The sequence below is a fragment of the Streptomyces sp. NPDC031474 genome (genome assembly GCF_055581185.1).
The window spans coordinates 159,307-180,852 of the sequence record NZ_JBVIJX010000004.1 but is presented as its reverse complement, the minus strand read 5'-3'; the positions used below and the strand labels follow the sequence as shown (position 1 = coordinate 180,852).

Here is a 21,546-nt window from a genome sequence, read left to right as displayed (position 1 = left end):
CCGGGCCCCGCCCCGCCCCGGGCCCCGGCCACGACCCGGGCCTCTGACCCACGACCCGGGCCCCGGGCCCGACCTCGGTTCCGGCCCGGGCCCAGGCCACAGCCTCGGCCTCGGAGCCCAGCCACCGGATCAGGGCCCCAGATCCGGCTGTCCGGCCTCTGATCCCTAGCTCTGGGCCCTGGCCTGCGGTCTCGGGGTCTGGGCTTCCTGGGCTGTGGTCCCCGGCTCCGGGCCCTGGCCTGCGGTCTCCGGGTCTGTAGTTCCTGGGCTGCGGTTTCTGGGCTGTGGTCCCCGGCTCCGGGCCCTGGCCGGTGGTCTCCGGGTCCGGACTTTCTGGGCTGCGGTCCTGGGGGCCGGGTTTCCTGGACTGTGGTCCCCGGCCCTGCGCTGCTCCCTGGCCGGTGGTCTCCGGGTCCGGATTTCCTGGCCTGCGGCCCCTGGGGCCGGACTCCCTGGCCTCCGATCCCGGTTCCTGGCGTTGGCCTCTTGGGGCCGGCGTCCGGGCCCGGAGCCCGGTCTCGGTCCCTTGGCTTTGGCCTTCGGTCCGGTCCTTGGCGTCTGCCTCTTGGCTCGGCCTCCGGGGCCGGTCCCGAATCCCGGCCCGGGGCTGGTCGCCTTACGCGGCCCCGCTGACCGGGGCCCGGGGCCCGGGGCCCGGGGTGTGTTCGGCTCGGGCCCCCGGCCCTGCCCTCTCGGCGCCCCGGCCCTCCACGTGCGCCCGTTCCTGCTCGGCGGGCGTCGGGGTTGGCGGGGTGGGGCGTGGTCAGCGGTGTGTGGTCAGCGGCGCGTGGGGGTGATGGGGCGGCGAGTGGTCGTGGATGTCCAGCCCAGGAGCAGCCATGTGGCCGCTACCGCGACGACTCCGGTCCAGCCGAAGTGGGTGAAGGCGAGGCCGGCCAGGGCCGAGGCGGTGGCGCCGCCGGCGAAGCCTGCGACGACGTAGGCGCTGTTGGCGGTGGCCGGGGCCGAAGTGGTGGTCAGAGCGAGGGTCTGGTTGGCGACGTGGGAGGCGACGAGCGCCGCGTGGATCAGGATCGCGGCCGCGAACAGCGCCGCGAGCACCTGCCCGCCCAGCCAGAACAGCGGGACGGAGACGGCCGCGACCAGGTACGCGTTGCGGACCACCTTCGCCGCGCCGAAGCGGTCGACCAGCCCGCCCGCGAGGGGCGCGACGGCGCTGGCGGTCAGTCCGAAGAGACCGAACAGACCGGCGGTGGCCGTCGACAGGCCGTACGACTCGTCGCTCGTCAGCAGCAGGGCCAGGGATGTCCACAGCGCGCTCCAGGCGCCGTACATCCCGGCCTGGCGTACGCAGGCCCGCCACAGGTCGGGCGAGCGTCGCACCAGGCCCGGCATCGCGGTGAGGCCGGCGAAGAGGTGGCCCTCGCGGGCGCGGCGGCGCTCGGCGGGGAGGGCGGCCGCGGTCAGCAGGCCCAGGGCCGTGGTGAGGACGGCCGCGCCCAGGAACACCGCCCGCCAGCCGAACGCCTGTCCGGCGAGTCCGCCGAGGACCCGCGCGGCGACGATGCCGGTGAACAGTCCGGCGATGACGGCGGCCACATGCCGGGCGCGCCGGTCGGCGGGCGCGCGTTCGGCGACCAGCGGCACGAGGAGCTGCGGGACGACGGTCGCGGCCGAGGCGACGAGCACGGCCGCCGCGAGGGCGCCGGTCCCGGCGGCGAAGGCCCCGGCGACCAGGGCCGCCGCGGTGACCAGCGAGAGGACGGCGACCAGTCGGCGCCGGTTCACGCGGTCGCCGAGCGGGGCGAAGAAGAGCAGGCCGGCCGCGTACCCGAACTGGGCGACCGAGGCGATCCAGGCCACGGCCGAGGGCGTCGAGCCGAAGTCGTGGGCGATGAGGGGGAGCAGCGGGGCCGCGAGGTAGATGTTGGCGGCCGTGACGGCGGTGCAGAGAGCGATGAGGACGCGGAGGAGGTTCCGACCCCGGGAGGCGGCGGCGCCGGGGGTCGGACGAGAGCCGTGGGCCGGGCCGCCGGTCGGGGCAGGGGCCGGGCCGTGGGCCGGGTTGGCGGACGGACCGGCGGACGGACCGTGGGTCGGGCTGGGGGTCGGACTCGGACCGTGAATCGGGTCGCCAGTCGGGCCGGCGGACGGACCGTTGGCCGGGCCGGCGGACGGGCCACGGGTCGGCCCCCCGGTCGGACCGTGGGTAGGTGTCTGCCGGGGCGGGGTGCTCGTGTGCTGGGGGGCGGTGACCGGGGACGGCGAGGTCGCCATGGCGGAGATGCTCCTTCGAGCCGACTCTAGTAACTAACCAGTTGGTTGGAACGGAGGGTGCAACAGCCTGCCGCCGACGCGCATTCCCTGTCAACCAACTAGTTGGTTACCTACCTGATCGCGTGGCTACGATGTGCCCATGGCAACGACCAGGGACCCCGAGGCCACCAAGGCGCGGATCTTCGATTCGGCCGTCGCGGAGTTCGCCCGCTACGGCATCGCGGGCGCCCGCATCGACCGCATCGCCGCCGAGGCCAAGGCGAACAAGCAGCTCATCTACGCCTACTTCGGCAACAAGGCGGAGCTGTTCTCCCAGGTCCTCGGCCGCTGCATGGTCGATCTCGCCGCCGCCGTCCCCGTCGACCCGGACGACATCGAGGGCTGGATCGACCGGCTGATGGACTACCACGCCGCCCACCCCGAACTCCTGCGTCTCCTCTACTGGGAGGGCATCGAGTACGGCACGGCCGAGCTGCCCGACGAGGCGGAACGCCAGCAGCACTACGCGCTCAAGGTCGCCGCCGTGCGGGACGGCCAGGACCGGGGCGTGATCACCGACGCCATCCCGGCCCCCGACCTGCTCTTCCTGCTGGTCGCGATCGCCAACTGGACCACCGTCGTCCCCCAGATGAGCCGCATCCTGGCGGGCGTCGAGGACACCGACCGCGTCCGCCTGCGGGCCTCCGTCAAGGAGGCGGCGCGCAGGCTCATCGCGAAGCCCTGACCCTAGTTGGTGCCGATGCGCGCCAGCAGGTCCACGATCCTGCCCTGCACCTCGGGGCTGGTCGACCGCTCGGCGAGGAAGAGAACCGTCTCCCCCGACGCCAGCCGCGGCAGGTCCGCCTGGTCGACCGCGGCCGTGTAGACGACCAGCGGAGTGCGGTTGAGCTGGCCGTTCGCCCGCAGCCAGTCCAGGATCCCGGACTGACGGCGATGCACCTGCATCAGGTCCATCACGACCAGGTTCGGCCGCAGCTGCCCGGCGAGCGTGACGGCGTCCGCGTCGCTCGCCGCCCGCGCGACCTGCATCCCGCGCCGTTCCAGCGTCGAGGTCAGCGCCAGCGCGATCTCGGCATGCTGCTCGATGAGCAGCACCCGCGGCGGATGCTGCTCGCTGTCGCGCGGCGCGAGCGCCTTCAGCAGAACGGCGGGGTCGGCGCCGTATGCCGCCTCGCGCGTCGCCTGCCCGAGCCCGGCCGTGACCAGCACCGGAACCTCCGCGGCGACGGCGGCCGTACGCAGCGACTGCAGAGCGGTCCGGGTGATCGGCCCGGTCAGCGGGTCGACGAACAGCGCGGCCGGGAAGGCGGCGATCTGCGCGTCGACCTCCTCGCGCGAGTGCACGATCACCGGCCGGTAGCCCCGGTCGCTGAGCGCCTGCTGCGTGCTGACGTCCGGCGCCGGCCACACCAGCAGCCGACGCGGGTTGTCCAGCGGCTCCGGCGGCAGCTCGTCGTCCAGCGGCTGCGACCGCGGCGGATCCGCCACCTCGACGGCCCCACCGGGCCCGTCCAAGGGCTCGGGCCCCTCGGCGGCGTTCTCGTCCGGCGCCCCTATGGCATACGACCGCCCGGCGCCCTCGGTCGCCGACCCGGGCACGAGCCGCGTCTGACCGGCGAGGGAGGGATGCGGAAGGGGCGAGGAGGCGGACGTCGGGGCAGGTGCGCGGGTGGGCGTCGCGGTGGACTGTGGCGCCTGGGCCCCGACGGCCTGCGACGGCATCGGCATCTGCGGGGCCACCGACGCGTGCGGGGCCTGCGGTCCGACGGGCTGCTCGGCCGACGGGTGCGGGCGCGCCGTCTGCTCCGGTCGGCCCGTCTGCTCCGGGCGGGCGGCCGGGTCGGGCGGCGTCCCCAGCTTGCGGCGCCGCCCGGAAGCACCGGGGCCGTTCGGGGCAGGGGTGGCCGGCGCCTGCTGGGGCTGCGGCTGGAGCTGCTGCACCTGCGCGGCCTGCCGGGTGAAGGGCACGCCCTGCCCCAGGGTGCGCACGCTGATCGCCCGCCCCTGCGTCGAGTTGGGGTCCATGGGCAGACCCGACGCGGCCTCGGCGGGCAGCGGCTGCGCCGCCCGCGGCTGCCCTACGACGGCCTCGGGCGGAAGCGGGGTGCCTCCACCGGGCGTCTGCGCGGCCGGGCCCCCCGGCATGGCCTGCGCGGGGGCGGGCGCCGCTTCGGCCGGGAGCGGCTGCCCCTGACCGGGCGCGGGGGGTACGGCAACGGCCGGGTTGAGGCTGCCGACTGCCTGCGCGACACCGGCCCGCTGGACACCGTCCCCCGCCTGGGCCTGGGCCTGGGCCTGGGATTGGGCCTGGGGGAGACCCTGTGCCGGGACGGCGGCCTGGGCCCCCGCGGCCACGCCCTCCCCGGCCATGCCGACAGCCTCCGCGGGCTGGGCGACGGCCCGGCGGCGGCGACCCGTGGGCGCGTTCGTGGGGTGCGGCTGGGGCGGGGTGTGGTCGTCGGCCTGGTCGTGGGGGACGGCGTCGTGCCGCCCATGGTCGACCGCCGCCTCCTCGGAGGAACCCTGAACCGGCACCTGCGCCGGCGCCTGCGCGTGGCCGCCCTGACCAGAGGCCTGGACCTGCGCGGGAATCGGCACCTGGCCGGGAACCGGGGCCTGCGCGGGAATCGGCGCCTGGGCGGGAATCGGGGCCTGGGCGGGCACCTGAACCACTCCCGCCCCCTGAACCGCTCCCGCCCCCGGAACCGCTCCAGGAGCCGGAACCGGAAGTGGGCTTGCGGGAAGAGGACCAGCAACAGGAAGGGGACCCGAGGCAGGAAGAGGCCCATGAGCCGGCACGGTACCCGAGGCGGGAACAGCCCCCTGACCAGGCACGGGACCCGACGCCGGGACGGGCCCGTGAGCGGGGATCGGTGCCTGACCGGGCACGGGACCCGATGCCGGAACAGCCCCTTGCGCGGGGACAGGCCCGTGCGTGGGGATCGGCCCCTGCGCGGGAACAGGCCCCTGACCGGGCGCGGGACCCGACGCCGGAACAGACCCCTGCGTAGGAACAGGCCCTTGTGCCGGGATCGGCCCCTGCGCCGGAGTCGGTCCCTGTGCCGGAATCGGGCCCGCGGCCCGGGACTGGTCGGCCGTGTTCGTGCCGCCGGAGCCGTCCGGCGTCCGGTCGGCCTCCGCGGGCGGCAGGGCGAACACCGCACGCGGCCCCGCCTCCTGCGCGGCGGCGCGCTCGTTCGCCGCGGCCAAGGCACGCCGACGGCGCCCGGTCGGCTGCCCGCTCTCCACCTGCGTACCGGCATCGGCAACTGCATCGGTATCGGTATCGGTACCCGTGCCCATGCCCGTCGGCGAGGCGTCGGCCGGCGGTGCTGCGCTCGCGAGCGCCGGCAGCGCGGCCGGCAACGCGTTCTGGGGCTGCTGGCCGCCCTCCGGCGCGTGCCGGGCCCGCCGTCCGCCCGGAGCCGGTACGCCCTGCGGCGGTACGGTGCCGCCGAGCCCCGTACCCGAGGCGGCGGTCCCCGCCGCATGCTCGGCGGCCGTGACGACAGCGCCCTCGCTCACACCCCCGTCGACCGCCGCACCGAACGCCGTGCCGACACCGCCGTCGACCCCCGGCTCGGCCCCCACGACGGCGACCTCGGCCGACCGTCCGCGGCGCCGCCCGGTACCGCCGGAACCCTCCGCACCGTCCGCGCCATCCGCACCCTCCGCGTCCGCGTTCGCGGACACCTCACCCGGCGTCTGCTCGCCCGTCTGCTCCCCGGCCGGGGCGGCGGAGGCGGCACGCCTGCGCCGCCGTCCGGTCGGAACCGCCGCCTCCGCGCCGGCACCGCCCTCGGCGCCCGGGCTGTCACTCTCCAGGAAGGCGTCCACAGAGGACCGTCGGGCCCGCCGGCGCCCACCGGCGCCCTGCTCGCCCGGAGTCTCCTCCGCCGAAGCCACGCCCATGCCCATGCCCATGCCCATGCCGGCGGCCATGCCCGCATCCGGGCCTGCGCCGGACGCGAGGGCGGGCAGCGCCATGGCCGCCGGAGCCGCCACGGCCCCCGCCCCGCCGCCGAGCGGCACCTCGAGGACATACGCGCTGCCGCTCATGCCCGGCACCTCGTGCGTCTGGAGCACGCCCCCGTGCGCCCGCACGATCCCGCGCACGATCGGCTCGTGCACGCGGTCGCCGCCGGCGTACGGCCCGCGCACCTCGATGCGTACGACCTCGCCGCGCTGGGCGGCCGCCACCACGACGGTGTTGTCCATGTAGCCGCCCGCCGATACGGGCGCGTTGCCGGTGGCGTCGACGCCCGCGACGTCCGCCACGAGGTGCGCGAGCGCGGTCGCGAGGAGCCGCGCGTCGACCTCGGCCTCGATGGGCGGCGCGTGCACCGCGAACTGCACCCGCCCCGGCCCGATGAGCTCCACCGCACCGTCGACACCGGCGGCGACGACGGCGTCCAGCATCACCTTCGTCCGGACGACCGACTCCGCGCCGGTGTCGAGACGCTGATAGCCGAGCACGTTGTCGATGAGCGTCGTGATCCGCGAGTACCCCGCCGACAGGTGATGGAGCACCTGGTTGGCCTCGGGCCACAGCTGGCCGGCGTCGTCCGCGGCGAGCGCGGCCAGCTCGCGGCGCAGCTCGTCCAGGGGGCCGCGCAGGGAGTCCCCGAGCAGGGTGAGCAGCTGGTCGTGCCGCCCGGCGAGCGCCTCGTACCGGTCCTTCTCCCGCTCCCCGAGCGCGGCGTACCGCTCGTCGCCCGCCGCGAGCTCCTCCTCGTGCCGCTCGCGCAGCTCCTCGACCTCGGTGACGTGCTGCTGGCGCAGCGCGGTGAGGTCGGAGGCGTGCTCCTCGGAGAGCTTCTCCAGCTCCTCCTCGTGCCGCTTCTCGACGGCGTCCTTCTCCTCGGCGAGGGCGTCATAGGGCCGCCGGTCCGTGAAGGTCATGACGGCGCCGACGAGTTGGTCGCCGTCGCGCACGGGAGCGGTGGTCAGGTCGACGGACACCTTCTCCCCGCCCTTGGACCACAGCACCTGCCCGCGCACCCGGTGCTTGCGCCCGGAGCGCAGGGTGTCGGCGAGCGGCGACTCGTCGTACGGGAACGACGAGCCGTCGGCGCGCGAGTGCAGCACGAGGGTGTGCAGCTCCTTGCCGCCGAGATCACTCGCCCGGTAACCCAGAATCTGGGCGGCGGCCGGGTTGACGAGCACGATCCGCCCGTCGGTGTCGGTGCCCACGACGCCCTCGGCCGCGGCCCGCAGGATCATCTCGGTCTGCCGCTGCGAACGCGCCAGCTCGGCCTCGGTGTCCACCGTGCCGGACAGATCGCGTACGACGAGCATCAGCAGCTCGTCGGAGGCGGAGGCGTAGCCGTAGCCGTCGTAGGCCTGCTGGCCGTTCTCGAGATTGGCGCTGGTGACCTCGACGGGGAACTCGGACCCGTCCGTCCGCCGGGCGACCATCCGGGTCGGCTTGGTCCGGCCCCGCGGGTCCATGTGGTCGGGCCGCCGCATGGAGCCCGGAATGAGCTTGGAGTCGAACTCCGGAAGGAGATCGAGCAGCCCACGCCCCACCAGCGCCGTGCCCGGCGTCTCGAACGCCTCGAGCGCGATGGTGTTCGCGTTGACGACGGTCCCATTGGCGTTGACCAGCACCAACGCGTCGGGAAGCGCATCGAGTATGGCTGCGAGGCGAGCAGCGCCTCGGGATGGCCTGCTGCTCACGAGTCGCTTCCTCCCTGTTACCGCACCTTGCCGACCGTTCGGGCCATCTTGCCAACCGGCCCGCAGCGTGTCACGCGAGGGAGTCTAAGGGCTGGGGTCCCGTCGGCGACGCCGGATGAGAGGGAGCTCGCACGACGAAGTGACACAGAACGTATGTCCTGGCCTGTCGCCGTGCGTCGTCGCGCACGACCGGCAGCTCAGGCTTTGCGGGACCTTCGCGCGACTTTTACGGAACGGGCGCTTCCGTAGTGAGCCATCGGCGAGAAACCGCCCGAGGGCCCCAGAACCCCGACCGACCGGAACCGGGCCGACCGCCCCAACGTCGCCACGTCGCTGTGTCAGCGGGTGGGGGCCGGGCGCAGGCCCGGCAGCAGCGGTACGAGCCGGTCCCACCGCTCGATCTGACAGCCGTCGCTGCGGTCGTACGTCGCGTCGACCGGGCGTCCGGCCCAGCGCCCGGTGACATGGGCGGTGGCCGGCCCGCCGTACCGCATGGTGCAGACGCCGCCGTCCGGGGCCGGCGCGAAGGCCTCCCGGCCCCACCGGGTGTTGCGGTCCACGGCGCGACAGGCGCGTCCCACGTCCGGGTGATCGCCGCGCTCGGGGTGGCAGTACACCTCGAACGTCCCGTCGGCTCGCCCACCGGCGTGCCGCACGGTGACCGTCAGATGATCGCCGGGGACCTGGTCCTCGTCCCGCACGGGCGGCGGCGCGAGGGGGCCACCCGCCGTGCCGGCATACCCGGACGCGGGGGCGGGGCCGACGAGCACCGAGGCGATCACGGCGGCACAGGCGGTGACGGCGAGCCGTCGAAGCGGGGTGACCTGGAACATGACCGGACTAACGCCGCCCCGCCGACGACGTTGCGCCCCGACAACGGCTTTGCCCTGCGGCCCGCCTGCCTAGTACCGTGGATGCCGATTGGTGACACGCCGCTCGACTGTGTCATCATCTGCACGCACCACTCGCACGCACGCGAGCGGTTGTGCTGGAGGCGTCGCCTAGTCCGGTCTATGGCGCCGCACTGCTAATGCGGTTTGGGCCTTCAAGCCCATCGAGGGTTCAAATCCCTCCGCCTCCGCTCGATCATCGAAGCCCCGGTCCTCGGACCGGGGCTTCGTCGTGTCCCCCACAGGACCCTCTGGAGTCGTTTCCCCAGGTCACAAGGGGTATGGCGAACGGATTTCACATGGCGGCGGCAGTCATGTAATGTTCTTCCTGTCGCCGCGAGCGGCCCGGAAGGGCCAGAAGCAAAGACAGAAAAACCGAATAACAAGCACTCGTAGCTTAACGGATAGAGCATCTGACTACGGATCAGAAGGTTGCAGGTTCGAATCCTGCCGAGTGCACAGCAAACCAGAGGCCCTAAGGATCACTCCTTAGGGCCTCTGGCTTTTGCGTTGACGGCAGTGATTGACGGCAACCGTCTTTCGAGGTCGATCAGACGGCCGCCAGGACACCGGCCGAGCCGTCGTCATCGTCCCCGTCGTTGCCGTCACCCCTCAGGGCATCCCCGACACGATCGAAAGCCGAGCGCTGCGAGTCGAGCCGGACGAAGGTGTAGATGTCCATGGTCACGCGGATCGAGCTGTGGCCGAGTACCTCCATGATCATGCGGGCGTCGGCGCCCTGTTCGTGGAGTAGCGACGCGCAGGTGTGCCGCAGGTCGTGAAAGCGGACCTTGCGGACGCCGGCCCGAATGGACAGCGTTCGGCGCTCCCGCCGCCGTGGCTGACTTTCGGTGGCTCAGGTCAGAACTGCGTCTCCGATGACCGAAGTTCAACAGCCCTCCTCTCTAACTCGACAACAGCAAGCAGGGGTTGACGCCGCACCCGAATCCGCACACGCCGACCGCCCCGGTACCATCGGCACCGGGGTCCTGATCAGGGCTTCCACGACCGGACCACCCGGAATGCTGTCCAGGCTGAGGGGTGGTCCGGTCTTTTGTTGTTGGCGTCCGCGCACGGGTGACGCGAGACGAGTCGGGGCTTCGGGATTAGATCAGGGCTTTGACCACCTCGTAGACGGTGGGCCGATCCTCCGGAGCATGGCTGAGCATCGCGTCGACCAGTTCGCACAGCTCACCGGGCACCTTCACGGGCCGGCGTCGGCCGTTGGCCACTGCCTCTCGCTGTACGGGGCGCGGAGCGTCGTCCGGGTACTCGACAGCCCGCCAGCCCGTGGCAGAAATGAGCAGTGAGGCCCCGAGGGCGTAGATGTCGGCTTCCTGCGTCGGCTCCGCTTCCCCCGTGTCGAGCACGCTCCGGGCGATCTCGGGTGCCTCGTAGTGGACGAGACATCCGCGGAACGGGAAGTCGTACCCCTTGGGTACCTGCCCGCCCCGAGCCAAGGCGAGGTCGATGAGATGCGTTCGTTCCGGCCCGATGATGAAGTGGGCGGGCTGCACATCACCGTGAGCCCAGCCCCTTACGTGAAGGTCAGCGAGCGCTTCGGCGCATCGTCGGGCCACGCTGGTGTGCGGCTTGATGGCCGAGCCTTTCTTACGACACGGCTCCCACAGCGTGTACAGGTCAGGCCCTTCGTGCCACGGCTGGAAGTTCCAAGTGCCGTGCTCCCACTCGCCGTACGCGATCTCCGCAAGTCCCAGGCGATGCAGAACGGCGCCCTCACGTGCGGGCGCAAGCGCGGTCCAGGGCTGGGCGGGCCACTCGGCCGTGGCCTCGATTGGATAGCCGAGCTTCACGGCGTAGTGGCCCCGGCCGCTCTCCACTTCCCAGACGGTGGAGCCCCGGCGGTTGATGACCAGGCGCTGCGTCGTAGGCATGAGCGCGTCGAGCACCACGATCGGCAGTTCAGGGGACGAGCCGGACAACGTGCTCCCTCTTTCTTCCGGACGTACGCGGCCGACCGTGAGCCAAGGCCGGCCGCGTTGCGCTTGTTGGGGGTGCTACTGACCGTAGGGGCGACCGCAGTCCGAGTCGCACTGGGCGAGGTTGGTGCCGTTGACGGTCCACAGATCGTCGAAGACCACGAACCCGGCCGCCTTCATGGCGCGAGCCGAGGCCGAGACCATCTCGGGGTCACGTCGGCCCGCACCGGGCTTCGGGTTGTGGTGCAGGAACCGGCCCGCGTACCGCTCGCACAGCTCCGCGTAGTCCTTCGTGTGGAGGATGAGCGCGTGCAGGCCGAGGTCCACGTCGTCGGACGGGACCATGGGGACGGTGGCGGACGCCGCCGTGACCGCGAACGCGAGCGCCTGGTCCGCGATGCGCTCGGCCCGCTCGGGCGACTGCCCGTCGTGCGTGACCACGAAGTGGGTGAGGCTCTCGAACAACTCCTCACCTGCCACCACGCGACCGGTTTTCTGAACGTTCGCTGTTGCCGTCATGTGCAGTCTCCTCGTGTGAGGTGGTGCAGGGCGTTTTCCCGCCGTCGTGATCGCCGAGTTCTGCTCGAAGACGATCTAGCGGGGGCTTGGAGGCCAGTCCCGGACGGGGTGGGGAGCCGGAATGTCGGCACCCGTCCGGGGCGGCCGGTCTACTGGCGAGGCCGATCCATCACAGGCCAACTCGGCTGTTGCCGTTTCTCACGGCCAGCCGCGCGCTCAGTTCCTCCCGAGCACTGGGCTTTACGACGTCGTCCGGCAGGGCGTCCCACTCTCTGCCCCCGGCGATCGGCCGCATCTGCACACGGCCGCCGACCTGACCCATGACGACGCCGATGCGACCGTTGGCACTGTCCTTCGCCAACTCGCCGACACCTGGCCTGTTTTGCTGATTGCTCGCCATATACAGGAGGTTCCTGCCGCCCATCGGGACGCTGGAACCACCGACAAACCCCACTTTGGGACGTCCCGAGTCGGGTAGAACGTCCCTAGTGCCGTCCCGGGATGTTAGGAGAGATTGAGATGCCGAACGAGAGGTTACGTGCTGCTATGGCGGCCGGCGGCTGGACGTACAACGCCCTCGCGGACAAGGTCGAAGTCGATCCCAAGTCCGTCGAACGATGGGTCAACCTGGGGCGTACGCCGCGCCGTGCCACGGCCATGTTGGCAGCAGAAACGCTAGGAGAAGACGTGCACGCTCTATGGCCATCGCTCAGGCAGGCACGCCCCGCCCGCGCCGTCAGCCCGGAACTTGTGGCCCTCTACGACCAGCGGGCGGACATCCCCGTCTCCACCTTCGTGGACATGCTGACCCAGGCCCGCGAGCAGATTGACGTCCTGGTGTACGCCGCCGTCTTCTTGCACGAGGCGTACCCGAGACTCAACGAGCTCTTGAAGGAGCGAGCGGCCGAGGGCTGCGCAGTCCGCATCGCAGTCGGCGACGCGGACAGCCCCAACGTCCAACAGCGGGGCGAGGAGGAAAAGTTCGGCCACGGCATCCAGTCACGTTGCCGCCTCGCGCTGATGCACTACCACCCCCTCGTCGGGGTACCCGGCATCGAGGTGCGGACCCACGCCACCACGCTCTACAACTCGATCTACCGTGCCGATGATCAGGCGCTGGTCAACGCTCATGTCTGGGGCGTGAACGCCTACAGCGCCCCTGTCTGGCACGTGCGCCGGAGTAGGGCAGGCAGCATGTTCGACACGTACGCCCACAGTTTCGACGCGGTGTGGGCGACAGCGACGCCAGTCCGAGAAGGGTGACCATGGCACGGACCGAGTACTACGACGATCCGGACGCCCCGAAGCCCAACAGTCTGGTCGTCGCGGCGTCTGCGGTGGTCACTGACGACGAAGGGCGCATTCTTCTCCAGCGTCGACGAGACAACGATCTCTGGGCGCTGCCAGGCGGCGGCATGGAGATGACAGACTCGCTGCCCGGGACCGCCGTCCGTGAGGTGAAAGAGGAAACAGGCCTGGACGTGGAGATCACCGGGCTCGTCGGGACCTACACCGACCCGCGCCACGTCATCGCCTACACGGACGGTGAGGTGCGTCGACAGTTCAATGTCTGCTTCACCGCCCGAGTGGTCGGCGGACGACTTGAGATCTCTCACGAATCCACGGAGCTGCGCTTTGTCTCGGAGGAGGAGCTGACCAGGCTGCCCATGCACCACACGCAGTGGCTACGGCTTCGGCACTTTCTGGAGCACCGCGAGCGGCCGTACATCGGCTGACTTCAGTCGGATAGTGGTCCTCAGACCCGGGGTGTGTCCAGGGACAGTCGCCACTGTTGACCTGTAGTTGAAAACCATCATCCCCTATGAGCGCCCGTGATTAAAGAGGTGGAATCACTGGATTAGCTCTTCTATTTGACGCGTAAGCATCTCGCATTCATTTCGATTTGCGGGATCATCGCGCCAAATATCAAAAACTACTCGAAGGCAGTAGTTTTGGTCCTGTCCAGTTCGATACGAAAGCATTTTGAGCCATCGATGATGCTCGAGTCCGAGCATTTCCGCTAGATAGACGTTAATTGATGCTACAGAGCAGTCAAGTCTCTCCGCCAGCTTGCCGGGTTGAGTCGCTGCATATTTGAAGAAGACCTTCTCCGGAGGTTCATTTCCCGGCAGGCTTAGAACTGCGAGATCCCGAGGGCGCTTATTACGCTGGTCTCCGTCTAGAATTGCCACGGACTTCAACCGCCTGGACGCGGACAGTGCTTTTGCGGTTGTGATGACATCTTGCCATGATCCGGCGGTGATCACATCGCACTCGCTCATCGCTGTAAACTTGTGCGCCGAAAGAATCAGCCTTAGGGTATTTTCTGCCACACCGTCTTCGACTATGAGAATTGACCGGAGCGGGTTTTCTATGCCCAATGTGTCGCGCAAGTCTGACGCCCGTGACGGAGCAACCACGACCGGCCCCGAGGTGGGACGTACACACATTCGCACCCAATCCAATGGAACTCGATTCAGGAACGCTGTCGAATGTGTCGTCAAGATAACTTGTGCCTTGGAAGTGCGGGCTAGCCTTGCAAGCTCATCAAGCAGAGCCGCCTGCCCGCGGGGGGCGATGTTCGCTTCTGGCTCATCAAGGAGGGCGATTCCTCCCCATGCCTTAAGTGCCCATCTCAGAAAATGAACGCGCAACTCTCCGTAACTCATTGAGTAAGAGTCGATCCAATTTGCGCCCCGGCGCGCTCTCACATAGGGCCAGATCGGCGAGAACTTGGGATCAGTCTCGACTGGGATATAGAGAACTTCGTCGTAAGTTACCCCAAGGATATCTCTGAGCGCCTCCCTATCGGAGCGATTCTGAATCTCAGGTTCCCCGGCGGAATGCCTTTCCAGATTCTTGATTCTGAAATCCTGAAAGAACATGTTGATTTCACTGGACAGGGTGTGCGGCGTTAGGAGATTCGGGAAAATCGGATCGCCGGATTCCAGGATCTCCTGGGGTACTCTCCTTTCTTCGGTATATTCATTTAGGTTGGCGGTGAAACTTACGGTTCGATCGCCCCTTCGTAGTGACACCTTGCAGCGTCCCTTGAGTGCGGGACGGGCCTCGCTCGAAAGGGGCTCAATCCCAAAAAAAGGCGGATCGTCGGAGTGTCTTGATCCTCTCCTCAGGGACTCTGCAATGTATCCGAGCAGCGAACTCTTTCCTGATCCATGCAAACCGCAGATGACGGCAAAAGGTGGGAATGTAACTTTCTGATTCGGGAATGCAGATTCGTCGGAAAATTCGATATCGATCACTTGGTCGACGGGCTGAAATGTCTGCATGGACTTCCAGAGGCGCGCCGCCGAATGAGGAATAGCGGTCAACTTTATACACCATCTTCCCTGTGCTCGGGCTGGATTTTTCCTAGGTGATCGAGGTGTGCGGATTCTAGCCGTTTTCTCTCGTTGGGCATCGTAGTTTCAGGCAAGCGGCTGACTGCTGTGTGCGCGGCACGGGCGTGGCAGGGCTGGAGTGGAGCGGGGCCAGAACGCAGGTCCGGTCGCGCCGTACCGCGCGCGATGAGCGGAGCGGGCCGCCTAACTCTCAACCAGCCTCGGCCTGAAGTCTTGTCCGTGCTGCGAGTCGGCATTGGCCGACGCCACCGTTCAGCGCTGACGGCAACCCTGACGGCAACGACGGCACACAAAGGCCGTTGATCACGACTGTCAGCGATCAGCCGGGAGAAAGGCGGAGCCGTCGCGCAACGGCCTGCCCGATCCTACGGATCAGAAGGTTGCAGGTTCGAATCCTGCCGAGTGCACACAGGTCAAAGACCCCGGATCAATCCGGGGTCTTTGTTGTTTCGAGGGCGTACAGCAACGGTTGATGTCAGAGGCTGATGTCAGCCTGCGTCGCCGCCGTCCATCGCTGCGGACAGCTTGCCGAGCGCGGCGCGCACCTCCTCTTCGCTCGCCTCCGCGTACACCTCCATCGGCATGGCGATCTGCGAGTGCCGCAGTATGCGCTGTGCCACCTTCGGGTGGACCTTGAGGGTGACGAGCAGCGAGTTGCACGTGTGCCGGGTGTTCCGGAGTGGGATCACGCGGAGGCCGGCGCGCGGGCGCGCAGGGGCGAACATGCGGGTGAGGTTCCCGGCTCGATGGGCGTCCCGTACTTCGTCGTGAAGACCAGGCCGCGGGTGTCCTGCCGTTGGTCAGCCACTCGCGCACATCCCGGACGGTCAGCTTGTCGAGGCGCTTCGTGCCCAGGTGTGGGTCGATGCAGAGCCGGACGGATCCCTCGTACGAGACGTAGGAGAGGGGGGCCAGATTCGGCTTCACGGACTCAAGCCAGTAGTTGAGGAACGCCGCGACCGTGCGATGCCGAGTCCGCACCGTGCCCTTGCCGGCCTCGCCGTGAAGCTTGATCCACTTCTCGTGGGTCTCCTCGCGGGTCTTGCCGTACACGTACTTGCCCTTGCGGTCGCAATCAGCGCGGCCGCGCGTTCCACGCGTTCTGGCCGGCTCGCACACAACTGGACCAAGGCAAGCTCGACCAGACATGCCACACCGCCACACAAGCTCTGGTGCCCGCATCGGTAGTGGCTTCAGAGCGTGTGTCAGGTCACCTCAAGGAGTTCTACGACCAGTTGGCCCCACACGTACAGGAGACCGACGAGGGACCCACTGCTCACGATCTCGCGGCGGTCGGTCATGCCGCGGATCTCGCTGAGGGGTATCCACTCGATGCGGCCGGACTCGTTTTTCTCCGTAGGCGCCCCGACGTACGTTGCGCCGTCCGCGCGGAAGACATGGTGCTGCGAGTCGGTGATGCCGTTGGCCGGCTCGGCGTAGATCAGGGGCTTGTTGGGACCAGGCCGCCAGCCGGTCTCTTCCAGCACTTCACGGGCCGCAGCTTCCTCGGGAGACTCGCCCTCCTCGACCAGGCCCATGGGCAACTCCCAGGCCCAGGAGTCCGTGATGAAGCGATGCCGCCACATCATCAGCACCTCTTGCCGGTCGTTGACCACAGCGGCCACGGCCAGGTGCCGCAGGCGAACGACGTGGTACTCCCACCTCCGCCCGTCGGGCTGCTGGACGTCCACCAAGCACAGGTTCAAGTTCGGCTGTTTTCGCGTCACAATGACGAGATATGCAGCTGAGGACTTGCACTCCGGGGAGGGGGTAAGCGCCACGGCCACAGGCACGATTGATCGTTCCGTCGTCCTGCGGTAGCAATGCCGGATGATACGTGGCGACAAGGTCGGACTGCGGGCCCGGCACGAGGCTGATATTCCAGTGCTCCATGCGGTGCTTTACAACGACGTGGCAACCCGGTCACACCAGGATCCTCGGCCCTGGCATCCGATACCGCCGGGGTCTGCCTACTCTCCCTATGTGGTCGCCGAACCGTCGGACGAGGCAGCACCCTTTTCGGTGGTGGAACTCGATTCGCAGGAACTCGTCGGCGCCGCCTCGCTGTGGGGCATCGACGCGCACAACAGGTCGGCGCATCTGGGGATCTCCGTGCTCCCTGACTTCCGCGGCCGTGGGTTCAGCTCGGACATCGTCCGTGTGCTGTGCGAGTACGGGTTCGTGGTACGCGGACTGCAGCGACTTCAGGTGGAGACCATGGCGGACAACGCGCCGATGATCGCGGCAGCGAAGCGGGCCGGGTTCACGATCGAGGGCACGTTGCGGCGCTCGGCCTGGGTATATGGAGCATTCGTCGACCAGGTGATCCTCGGCCTCCTCGCTCATGAGTGGACGCCCTAAGAGTGAAGAGGTTGGGGGCGGCTGTTGGTGTGCTGTCAGAGTTGCTGAGGACGCTGGGCCTGAAGATCATTCACGGCGGCGTAGTCATGGGAGTTTGACGGCAGCTCTGACGGCAACGAGGGTCGGCGGCTAGTGCTTGCGGAGTTCCTCCCGGTAGGCGTTCGCCAGGGTCGTCGCGCGGGTGAACCAGTCCGTCAGGACTGCGATCTCGGCGGGTGAGTAGTCGGCGAAGAGCGCGTTCAGGCGGTCGTAGTGCGGTGCGTAGAGCTCGTAGACCCGGGCGACCGCCGACGGTACGGCGGCCACGCGCACGCGGCGGCGGTCCTCGGGGTCGGCGCGGCGGGTGACGTAGCCGGCCCGTTCCAGGCGGTTGAGGATGCCGGTGACCGCGCCCGTGGTGACGTGGACGCGGGTGGCGAGGTCGCCGGCGGTGAGGAGGTTCTCGCCGGCCTGGATGACGTAGGCGAAGCAGGTCAGGTCGGAGACGTTCAGGCCCAGGCGCTGGGCCATCTCCTGTTGGCCGATCATGCTCGCCGCGATGAGGTCGTCCATCGCCGAGAGGGCTTGGGCGGGGGTCGCGGCGGGGCGAGGAGGGGGTGGCGTGGTGGTCATCGCGGGGGCCCGGGCCCTTTCGTGGTGGGTTCTTGCTGGGTCCTTGTTATCCGCTTTCGGTTTGTCTTACCTTGTAAGAAGTTTAGGTTCGCGACTTCTTAGATCGTGAGGTAAATGGGGTCGGGGCAGCAGCACGAGGGACATCAGTACGACGAAGGGCACACCGTCGCCGGCTGGACGGGTGTCGGGATCGCGGCCGTCGGGACCGGCGTGGCGGGGGTCGGGGTGTGTGCCGTGGCCCCCGTGCTGATCGCCGGTGGGCTCGCTGTCGTGGGCGTGAGCGCGCTGGTCACCTGGGGGCTGCATCTCACCGGGTGGGGCAAGCCGCCGGGGGCGCGGCCCCGGGCGGAGTGGGGGATGCGGGTGCGGGACCCGGGCGCTCGGGGCGGTCATCCGGGGTGTGTCGGGTGCCGGCTCGCCGGGCGCGCGCCCAAGGGCGAGAGGCCGGGCGAGGGCGCGTTGTCAGTGCCGGGGCCTACCGTTGCTGGTGATGGCACAGGCATGGAAGTGCGCGGGGCTGTGGTGGTCGGCGCAGGGGCCCGTCCTGATGTGGGACGGGGGGCGTCGTAGCCCGCTGTCCTGGGGGAAACAGGTGGCCTTCGGGGTCGCGGAGGGGGGTGTACGGCAGTGTGTCGGGGCCCGTGGGCATGCGTGTCCCCGGGGAGTGGTCGTGTCGGGGCGGAGCACGGGCGGCCGGTGCGAGGAGTGCGGGCGGCTGGACCGGGCGCACTCCGTCGCGGCGGACCGGGTCGCCGACGATCCGCGGCCGTACCGGGTGTACCTGGCCTGGTTCGGTCCAGGGCTCGTCAAGGTCGGGATCACGGGCGTGGAGCGGGGGTCGGTGCGGCTGCTGGAGCAGGGGGCGGTCTGCTTCACATGGCTCGGCGCCGGACCGTTGATGGCCGCCCGGCGCACCGAGGAGCTGCTGCGGGCGGCGCTGCGGGTGCCGGACCGGATTCCGTACGCGCAGAAGCGGGCGGTGCGTGCCGCGCTGCCCGACACGGAGGAGGAACGGGCGGGTGAGATACGGGAGGTGTATGAGCAGGCAATGGAACTGGTCGGCTGGCCAGAGTCGTTGGAACCTGCGCCGTGCCAACCCGTGGATCATGTGCGGGCGTTCGGGCTCGCCGGGGCGCCGGCCGCTCTCGGCGAAGTGAGCGAGCTCGTCGCCGGGGGCTCGGTGAGCGGGGAACTGGTGGCGGCCGCCGGGCCCGATCTGCACCTGGCCGCCCCGGGCGGGGTGGTCGTTCTGGACACGCGGTTGTTGCGGGGGTGGGAGCTGGTTCCGGTGGGCAGCGGTGAAGTCACCTTTCCCGTACGCCACTTCGACATCGGCACGGGACACCTTCAGGACGGACTGTTCTGAGGGCGAGCGGAGTGCGGGCGCGCGGAAGTGCGGGCGCGCGGGTTGCGGAAGACCGCGGGGCCGGAGGGCATACCGTCCCGGTGGTGTGAGGGCCGGGTCGGGGTGGGGCGTGGGGTTCCCAGGTGTTGCCTGAGAGGTCCCTGTGCGTTTCTCAGCGAAATCACAGATAAGTGAAAGAGTGCTCTCAGGGGACCCCGACAAGGTGTCCACCATGACCACGACCTCGCCCCAGGGGCGCACCGAACTGCTGAGGCCGGACGGGAGCCCCGTCCGAGTGCTTGTGGTGGACGACGAGATGTCGATCACCGAGCTGCTGTCCATGGCCCTGCGCTATGAGGGATGGCAGATCCGGAGCGCCGGTGACGGCACGGGCGCGCTTCAGACCGCCCGTGAGTTCCGGCCCGACGCCGTCGTCCTGGACATGATGCTGCCGGACATGGACGGGCTGACGGTCCTGGGGCGGCTGCGGCGTGACCTGCCGGACGTTCCGGTGCTGTTCCTCACGGCCAAGGACGCCGTCGAGGACCGTATCGCCGGGCTCACCGCCGGCGGCGACGACTACGTCACCAAGCCGTTCAGCCTGGAAGAGGTCGTGGCCCGGCTGCGGGGGCTCATCCGCCGTTCCGGCGCGGCCGACCGGCGCTCCGAGTCCGTGCTCGTCGTCGGGGACCTCACCCTCGACGAGGACAGCCACGAGGTCTCGCGAGGCGGGGACAACATCCATCTGACCGCCACCGAGTTCGAACTGCTGCGCTACCTGATGCGTAACCCGCGGCGCGTGCTCAGCAAGGCGCAGATACTCGACCGCGTGTGGTCGTACGACTTCGGCGGCCAGGCCAACGTCGTCGAGCTGTACATCTCCTACCTGCGGCGCAAGATAGACGCGGGGCGGGACCCGATGATCCACACCCGGCGTGGCGCCGGATACCTGATCAAGCCCGCTGTGTCATGAGCGGGCGACGACGGCCGCGTGCGCAGAAGAGACGAGCGGGAAAACCGCGCACCCTGCGGACGCGGCTCGTCGTCGTTTCCGTGACCCTGATCGCCGTGATCTGCGCGCTGATCGGAACCGTCACCACCCTGGTGCTGCGGGATCACCTGTACGGCCAGCTCGACGGGCGACTGGGTGAGGTCGCGGCGCGTGCGGCGCCTCGCGGCGGCTTCGCAGGGCCGCCGGACCAGGCGAAGAACGACGCCGTCGTGCCCGGCCGGCAACAGGGCAAGGCGCAGCTGCCCGACCTCGCGCAGCTGGTCAAAGGCCCCCAGTCGGACAGCACCGTCGCGGCCAAGGTCGTGAACGGCGTCATCACCGAGGCCAAGCGGGGTGTGAAGTCCACGAACGACTTCTCGATGGGCAGCAAGTCGCTCACCGAGGCCCAGAAGAAGGTGCTCAACTCCGTCTCCAAGGACGAGAAGACGCACACCGTGGAGCTCCCCGGTCTGGGCGACTACCGCGTCAAGTACGCCAGCAACGACACCTCCAGCTACTACGTGGCCATCCCCACGACGGAGGTCGACAACACCGTCAACACCCTGATCCTCGTCGAGGTCAGCCTCACCGTCGCCGGCCTCATCGCGGCCTCTCTCGCGGGCACCGTGATGGTCGGTGTCGCCACCCGCCCCCTCCGCAAGGTCGCCGCCACCGCCACCCGCGTCTCCGAACTGCCCCTGCACACCGGCGAGGTCAACCTCAGCGAGCGGGTGCCCGAGACCGAGACCGACCCGCACACCGAGGTCGGGCAGGTCGGCGCCGCGCTCAACCGGATGCTGAACCACGTCCACGGCGCGCTGCACGCCCGCCAGGAGAGCGAGATGCGGGTACGGCAGTTCGTCGCGGACGCCAGTCATGAACTCCGTACGCCGCTGGCGTCCATCCGCGGATATGCCGAGCTGACCCGGCGCGGACGGGAGGAGGTCGGGCCCGACACCCGGCACGCCCTCGGGCGGATCGAGTCCGAGGCCGGCCGGATGACCTTCCTCGTCGAGGACCTCCTCCTGCTCGCCCGTCTCGACGCCGGACGGCCGCTGCAGTTCGAGCAGACCGACCTCGTCCCCCTCGTCATCGACACCGTCAGCGACGCCCGCGCCGCCGGACGCGACCACGTCTGGCGGCTCGAACTGCCCGACGAGCCCGCCCTGGTGTCCGCGGACGCGGCCCGGCTGCAGCAGGTCCTCGTCAACGTGCTCGCCAACGCCCGTACGCACACCCCGCCCGGGACGACGGTCACCGCGCGCGTGCAACGGCGCGGGCCGTGGCTGTGCGTGGACGTCCAGGACAACGGTCAGGGCATCCCCGCCGACCTGCTTCCGCATGTCTTCGAACGGTTCGCGCGCGGCGACTCCTCGCGCTCCCGGGCCTCCGGCTCGACCGGTCTCGGCCTCGCCATCGTGCAGGCCGTCGCGACCGCGCACGGCGGCGCCGTCACCGTCGACAGCGTGCCCGGACGGACCGTGTTCACCGTGCACCTGCCGGCACTCGGCCCCGCCGTGCCCCGGCCCGCCCCCGAAACGAACTGGCAACTCGACTCACAGGTCGAGCACAGTGCCACCACATGGGTGCAACAGGACGCCTGACGAGA

General features: G+C 69.6%; 18 protein-coding genes, 2 tRNA genes and 3 pseudogenes. 11 read left to right on the top strand and 12 right to left on the bottom strand.

Annotated elements, in window-relative coordinates; all coding sequences use genetic code 11:
• Nucleotides 1-777: 777 nt before the first annotated feature.
• Nucleotides 778-2,238 carry an MFS transporter gene (locus ACZ5SK_RS09075; protein ID WP_468575642.1) on the bottom strand — a complete coding sequence of 487 codons (1,461 nt, stop codon included), beginning with the start codon at nucleotides 2,236-2,238 and terminating at the stop codon, nucleotides 778-780.
• Between the two features lie 139 nt (nucleotides 2,239-2,377).
• Between ACZ5SK_RS09075 and ACZ5SK_RS09070 the strand changes: the two genes are divergently transcribed.
• A complete protein-coding gene (locus ACZ5SK_RS09070) occupies nucleotides 2,378-2,962 on the top strand; it encodes a TetR/AcrR family transcriptional regulator (protein WP_334578602.1) in 585 nt (194 codons plus the stop codon).
• Between the two features lie 2 nt (nucleotides 2,963-2,964).
• Here ACZ5SK_RS09070 and ACZ5SK_RS09065 read toward each other — a convergent pair whose 3' ends face one another.
• Both ACZ5SK_RS09065 and ACZ5SK_RS09060 read right to left on the bottom strand, forming a co-directional pair.
• Nucleotides 2,965-7,917, bottom strand: coding sequence for a hybrid sensor histidine kinase/response regulator (locus ACZ5SK_RS09065; RefSeq protein WP_468575641.1), 4,953 nt, complete (start codon nucleotides 7,915-7,917; stop codon nucleotides 2,965-2,967).
• A 338-nt stretch (nucleotides 7,918-8,255) separates the two neighbouring features.
• On the bottom strand, nucleotides 8,256-8,750 hold the full coding sequence (locus tag ACZ5SK_RS09060) for an SSI family serine proteinase inhibitor (RefSeq protein WP_334578600.1): 495 nt from the start codon (nucleotides 8,748-8,750) through the stop codon (nucleotides 8,256-8,258).
• A 157-nt stretch (nucleotides 8,751-8,907) separates the two neighbouring features.
• Between ACZ5SK_RS09060 and ACZ5SK_RS09055 the strand changes: the two genes are divergently transcribed.
• Nucleotides 8,908-8,998: transfer RNA gene (locus ACZ5SK_RS09055), tRNA-Ser, on the top strand.
• A gap of 195 nt (nucleotides 8,999-9,193) precedes the next feature.
• A tRNA-Arg gene (locus ACZ5SK_RS09050) sits at nucleotides 9,194-9,266 on the top strand.
• 91 nt (nucleotides 9,267-9,357) lie between these two features.
• Here the strand turns inward: ACZ5SK_RS09050 and ACZ5SK_RS09045 are convergent.
• The 5 genes and pseudogenes from ACZ5SK_RS09045 to ACZ5SK_RS09025 form a co-directional block, all read right to left on the bottom strand.
• The gene (locus tag ACZ5SK_RS09045; protein ID WP_443041260.1) at nucleotides 9,358-9,531 is read right to left on the bottom strand and encodes a hypothetical protein; all 174 of its coding nucleotides are present in this window, start codon (nucleotides 9,529-9,531) and stop codon (nucleotides 9,358-9,360) included.
• A 3-nt stretch (nucleotides 9,532-9,534) separates the two neighbouring features.
• Nucleotides 9,535-9,582 (bottom strand): annotated as a pseudogene (locus ACZ5SK_RS09040) (hypothetical protein); the annotation flags it as partial.
• A gap of 331 nt (nucleotides 9,583-9,913) precedes the next feature.
• Entirely contained in the window at nucleotides 9,914-10,750 is an 837-nt protein-coding gene (locus ACZ5SK_RS09035) for a protein kinase domain-containing protein (RefSeq protein ID WP_334578599.1), read from the bottom strand.
• A 75-nt stretch (nucleotides 10,751-10,825) separates the two neighbouring features.
• On the bottom strand, nucleotides 10,826-11,266 hold the full coding sequence (locus ACZ5SK_RS09030) for a glycine-rich domain-containing protein (RefSeq protein WP_334578598.1): 441 nt from the start codon (nucleotides 11,264-11,266) through the stop codon (nucleotides 10,826-10,828).
• A 169-nt stretch (nucleotides 11,267-11,435) separates the two neighbouring features.
• Nucleotides 11,436-11,666: a hypothetical protein gene (locus ACZ5SK_RS09025; protein WP_334578597.1), complete on the bottom strand. Its 231-nt coding sequence runs from the start codon at nucleotides 11,664-11,666 to the stop codon at nucleotides 11,436-11,438.
• Between the two features lie 119 nt (nucleotides 11,667-11,785).
• On the opposite strand from ACZ5SK_RS09025, the gene ACZ5SK_RS09020 reads away from it, so the two are divergent.
• Complete coding sequence (locus tag ACZ5SK_RS09020) at nucleotides 11,786-12,529, top strand: helix-turn-helix domain-containing protein (protein ID WP_334578596.1); 744 nt, start codon at nucleotides 11,786-11,788, stop codon at nucleotides 12,527-12,529.
• A gap of 2 nt (nucleotides 12,530-12,531) precedes the next feature.
• Entirely contained in the window at nucleotides 12,532-13,002 is a 471-nt protein-coding gene (locus tag ACZ5SK_RS09015; protein WP_334581257.1) for an NUDIX domain-containing protein, read from the top strand.
• A 114-nt stretch (nucleotides 13,003-13,116) separates the two neighbouring features.
• Here the strand turns inward: ACZ5SK_RS09015 and ACZ5SK_RS09010 are convergent, their stop codons facing one another.
• Together ACZ5SK_RS09010 and ACZ5SK_RS09005 are read right to left on the bottom strand one after the other, a co-directional pair.
• Complete coding sequence (locus ACZ5SK_RS09010) at nucleotides 13,117-14,598, bottom strand: AAA family ATPase (protein ID WP_334578595.1); 1,482 nt, start codon at nucleotides 14,596-14,598, stop codon at nucleotides 13,117-13,119.
• Between the two features lie 518 nt (nucleotides 14,599-15,116).
• Nucleotides 15,117-15,777, bottom strand: a pseudogene (locus tag ACZ5SK_RS09005) (tyrosine-type recombinase/integrase).
• Here ACZ5SK_RS09005 and ACZ5SK_RS09000 point away from each other — a divergent pair.
• Nucleotides 15,702-15,884, top strand: a pseudogene (locus ACZ5SK_RS09000) (hypothetical protein); the annotation flags it as partial. The pseudogenes ACZ5SK_RS09005 and ACZ5SK_RS09000 overlap by 76 nt on opposite strands.
• Here ACZ5SK_RS09000 and ACZ5SK_RS08995 read toward each other — a convergent pair.
• Complete coding sequence (locus ACZ5SK_RS08995; protein ID WP_334581256.1) at nucleotides 15,834-16,358, bottom strand: NUDIX hydrolase; 525 nt, start codon at nucleotides 16,356-16,358, stop codon at nucleotides 15,834-15,836. The pseudogene ACZ5SK_RS09000 and the gene ACZ5SK_RS08995 overlap by 51 nt on opposite strands.
• 100 nt (nucleotides 16,359-16,458) lie before the next feature.
• Here ACZ5SK_RS08995 and ACZ5SK_RS08990 point away from each other — a divergent pair, with 100 nt between their 5' ends.
• Nucleotides 16,459-16,989: a GNAT family N-acetyltransferase gene (locus ACZ5SK_RS08990; RefSeq protein ID WP_334578594.1), complete on the top strand. Its 531-nt coding sequence runs from the start codon at nucleotides 16,459-16,461 to the stop codon at nucleotides 16,987-16,989.
• Nucleotides 16,990-17,118: 129 nt separating this feature from the next.
• Here ACZ5SK_RS08990 and ACZ5SK_RS08985 read toward each other — a convergent pair whose 3' ends face one another.
• A complete protein-coding gene (locus tag ACZ5SK_RS08985; RefSeq protein ID WP_361707673.1) occupies nucleotides 17,119-17,601 on the bottom strand; it encodes a MarR family winged helix-turn-helix transcriptional regulator in 483 nt (160 codons plus the stop codon).
• 114 nt (nucleotides 17,602-17,715) lie between these two features.
• On the opposite strand from ACZ5SK_RS08985, the gene ACZ5SK_RS08980 reads away from it, so the two are divergent.
• The 4 genes from ACZ5SK_RS08980 to ACZ5SK_RS08965 all read left to right on the top strand — a co-directional run bounded on the left by ACZ5SK_RS08980 (nucleotide 17,716) and on the right by ACZ5SK_RS08965 (nucleotide 21,541).
• The gene (locus tag ACZ5SK_RS08980; protein ID WP_468158422.1) at nucleotides 17,716-18,171 is read left to right on the top strand and encodes an HGxxPAAW family protein; all 456 of its coding nucleotides are present in this window, start codon (nucleotides 17,716-17,718) and stop codon (nucleotides 18,169-18,171) included.
• The gene (locus ACZ5SK_RS08975) at nucleotides 18,092-18,967 is read left to right on the top strand and encodes a DUF2797 domain-containing protein (RefSeq protein WP_468158421.1); all 876 of its coding nucleotides are present in this window, start codon (nucleotides 18,092-18,094) and stop codon (nucleotides 18,965-18,967) included. Before ACZ5SK_RS08980 ends, ACZ5SK_RS08975 begins: the two co-directional genes overlap by 80 nt.
• Nucleotides 18,968-19,178: 211 nt before the next feature.
• Nucleotides 19,179-19,919 carry a response regulator transcription factor gene (locus ACZ5SK_RS08970; protein ID WP_334578590.1) on the top strand — a complete coding sequence of 247 codons (741 nt, stop codon included), beginning with the start codon at nucleotides 19,179-19,181 and terminating at the stop codon, nucleotides 19,917-19,919.
• A complete protein-coding gene (locus ACZ5SK_RS08965) occupies nucleotides 19,916-21,541 on the top strand; it encodes a sensor histidine kinase (RefSeq protein WP_457495169.1) in 1,626 nt (541 codons plus the stop codon). The genes ACZ5SK_RS08970 and ACZ5SK_RS08965 overlap by 4 nt, the downstream gene beginning before the upstream one ends.
• Nucleotides 21,542-21,546: the final 5 nt, after the last annotated feature.

Coding starts and splice junctions, on each gene's coding strand:
- ACZ5SK_RS09025 (WP_334578597.1), bottom strand. CDS start 11,666: ATGGCGAGCAATCAGCAAAACAGGCCAGGTGTCGGCGAGTTGGCGAAG.
- ACZ5SK_RS08970 (WP_334578590.1), top strand. CDS start 19,179: ATGACCACGACCTCGCCCCAGGGGCGCACCGAACTGCTGAGGCCGGAC.
- ACZ5SK_RS09030 (WP_334578598.1), bottom strand. CDS start 11,266: ATGACGGCAACAGCGAACGTTCAGAAAACCGGTCGCGTGGTGGCAGGT.
- ACZ5SK_RS08985 (WP_361707673.1), bottom strand. CDS start 17,601: ATGACCACCACGCCACCCCCTCCTCGCCCCGCCGCGACCCCCGCCCAA.
- ACZ5SK_RS08990 (WP_334578594.1), top strand. CDS start 16,459: ATGATACGTGGCGACAAGGTCGGACTGCGGGCCCGGCACGAGGCTGAT.
- ACZ5SK_RS09060 (WP_334578600.1), bottom strand. CDS start 8,750: ATGTTCCAGGTCACCCCGCTTCGACGGCTCGCCGTCACCGCCTGTGCC.
- ACZ5SK_RS08980 (WP_468158422.1), top strand. CDS start 17,716: ATGGGGTCGGGGCAGCAGCACGAGGGACATCAGTACGACGAAGGGCAC.
- ACZ5SK_RS09020 (WP_334578596.1), top strand. CDS start 11,786: ATGCCGAACGAGAGGTTACGTGCTGCTATGGCGGCCGGCGGCTGGACG.
- ACZ5SK_RS09015 (WP_334581257.1), top strand. CDS start 12,532: ATGGCACGGACCGAGTACTACGACGATCCGGACGCCCCGAAGCCCAAC.
- ACZ5SK_RS08965 (WP_457495169.1), top strand. CDS start 19,916: ATGAGCGGGCGACGACGGCCGCGTGCGCAGAAGAGACGAGCGGGAAAA.
- ACZ5SK_RS09070 (WP_334578602.1), top strand. CDS start 2,378: ATGGCAACGACCAGGGACCCCGAGGCCACCAAGGCGCGGATCTTCGAT.
- ACZ5SK_RS09075 (WP_468575642.1), bottom strand. CDS start 2,238: ATGGCGACCTCGCCGTCCCCGGTCACCGCCCCCCAGCACACGAGCACC.
- ACZ5SK_RS09045 (WP_443041260.1), bottom strand. CDS start 9,531: ATGATCATGGAGGTACTCGGCCACAGCTCGATCCGCGTGACCATGGAC.
- ACZ5SK_RS08975 (WP_468158421.1), top strand. CDS start 18,092: ATGGCACAGGCATGGAAGTGCGCGGGGCTGTGGTGGTCGGCGCAGGGG.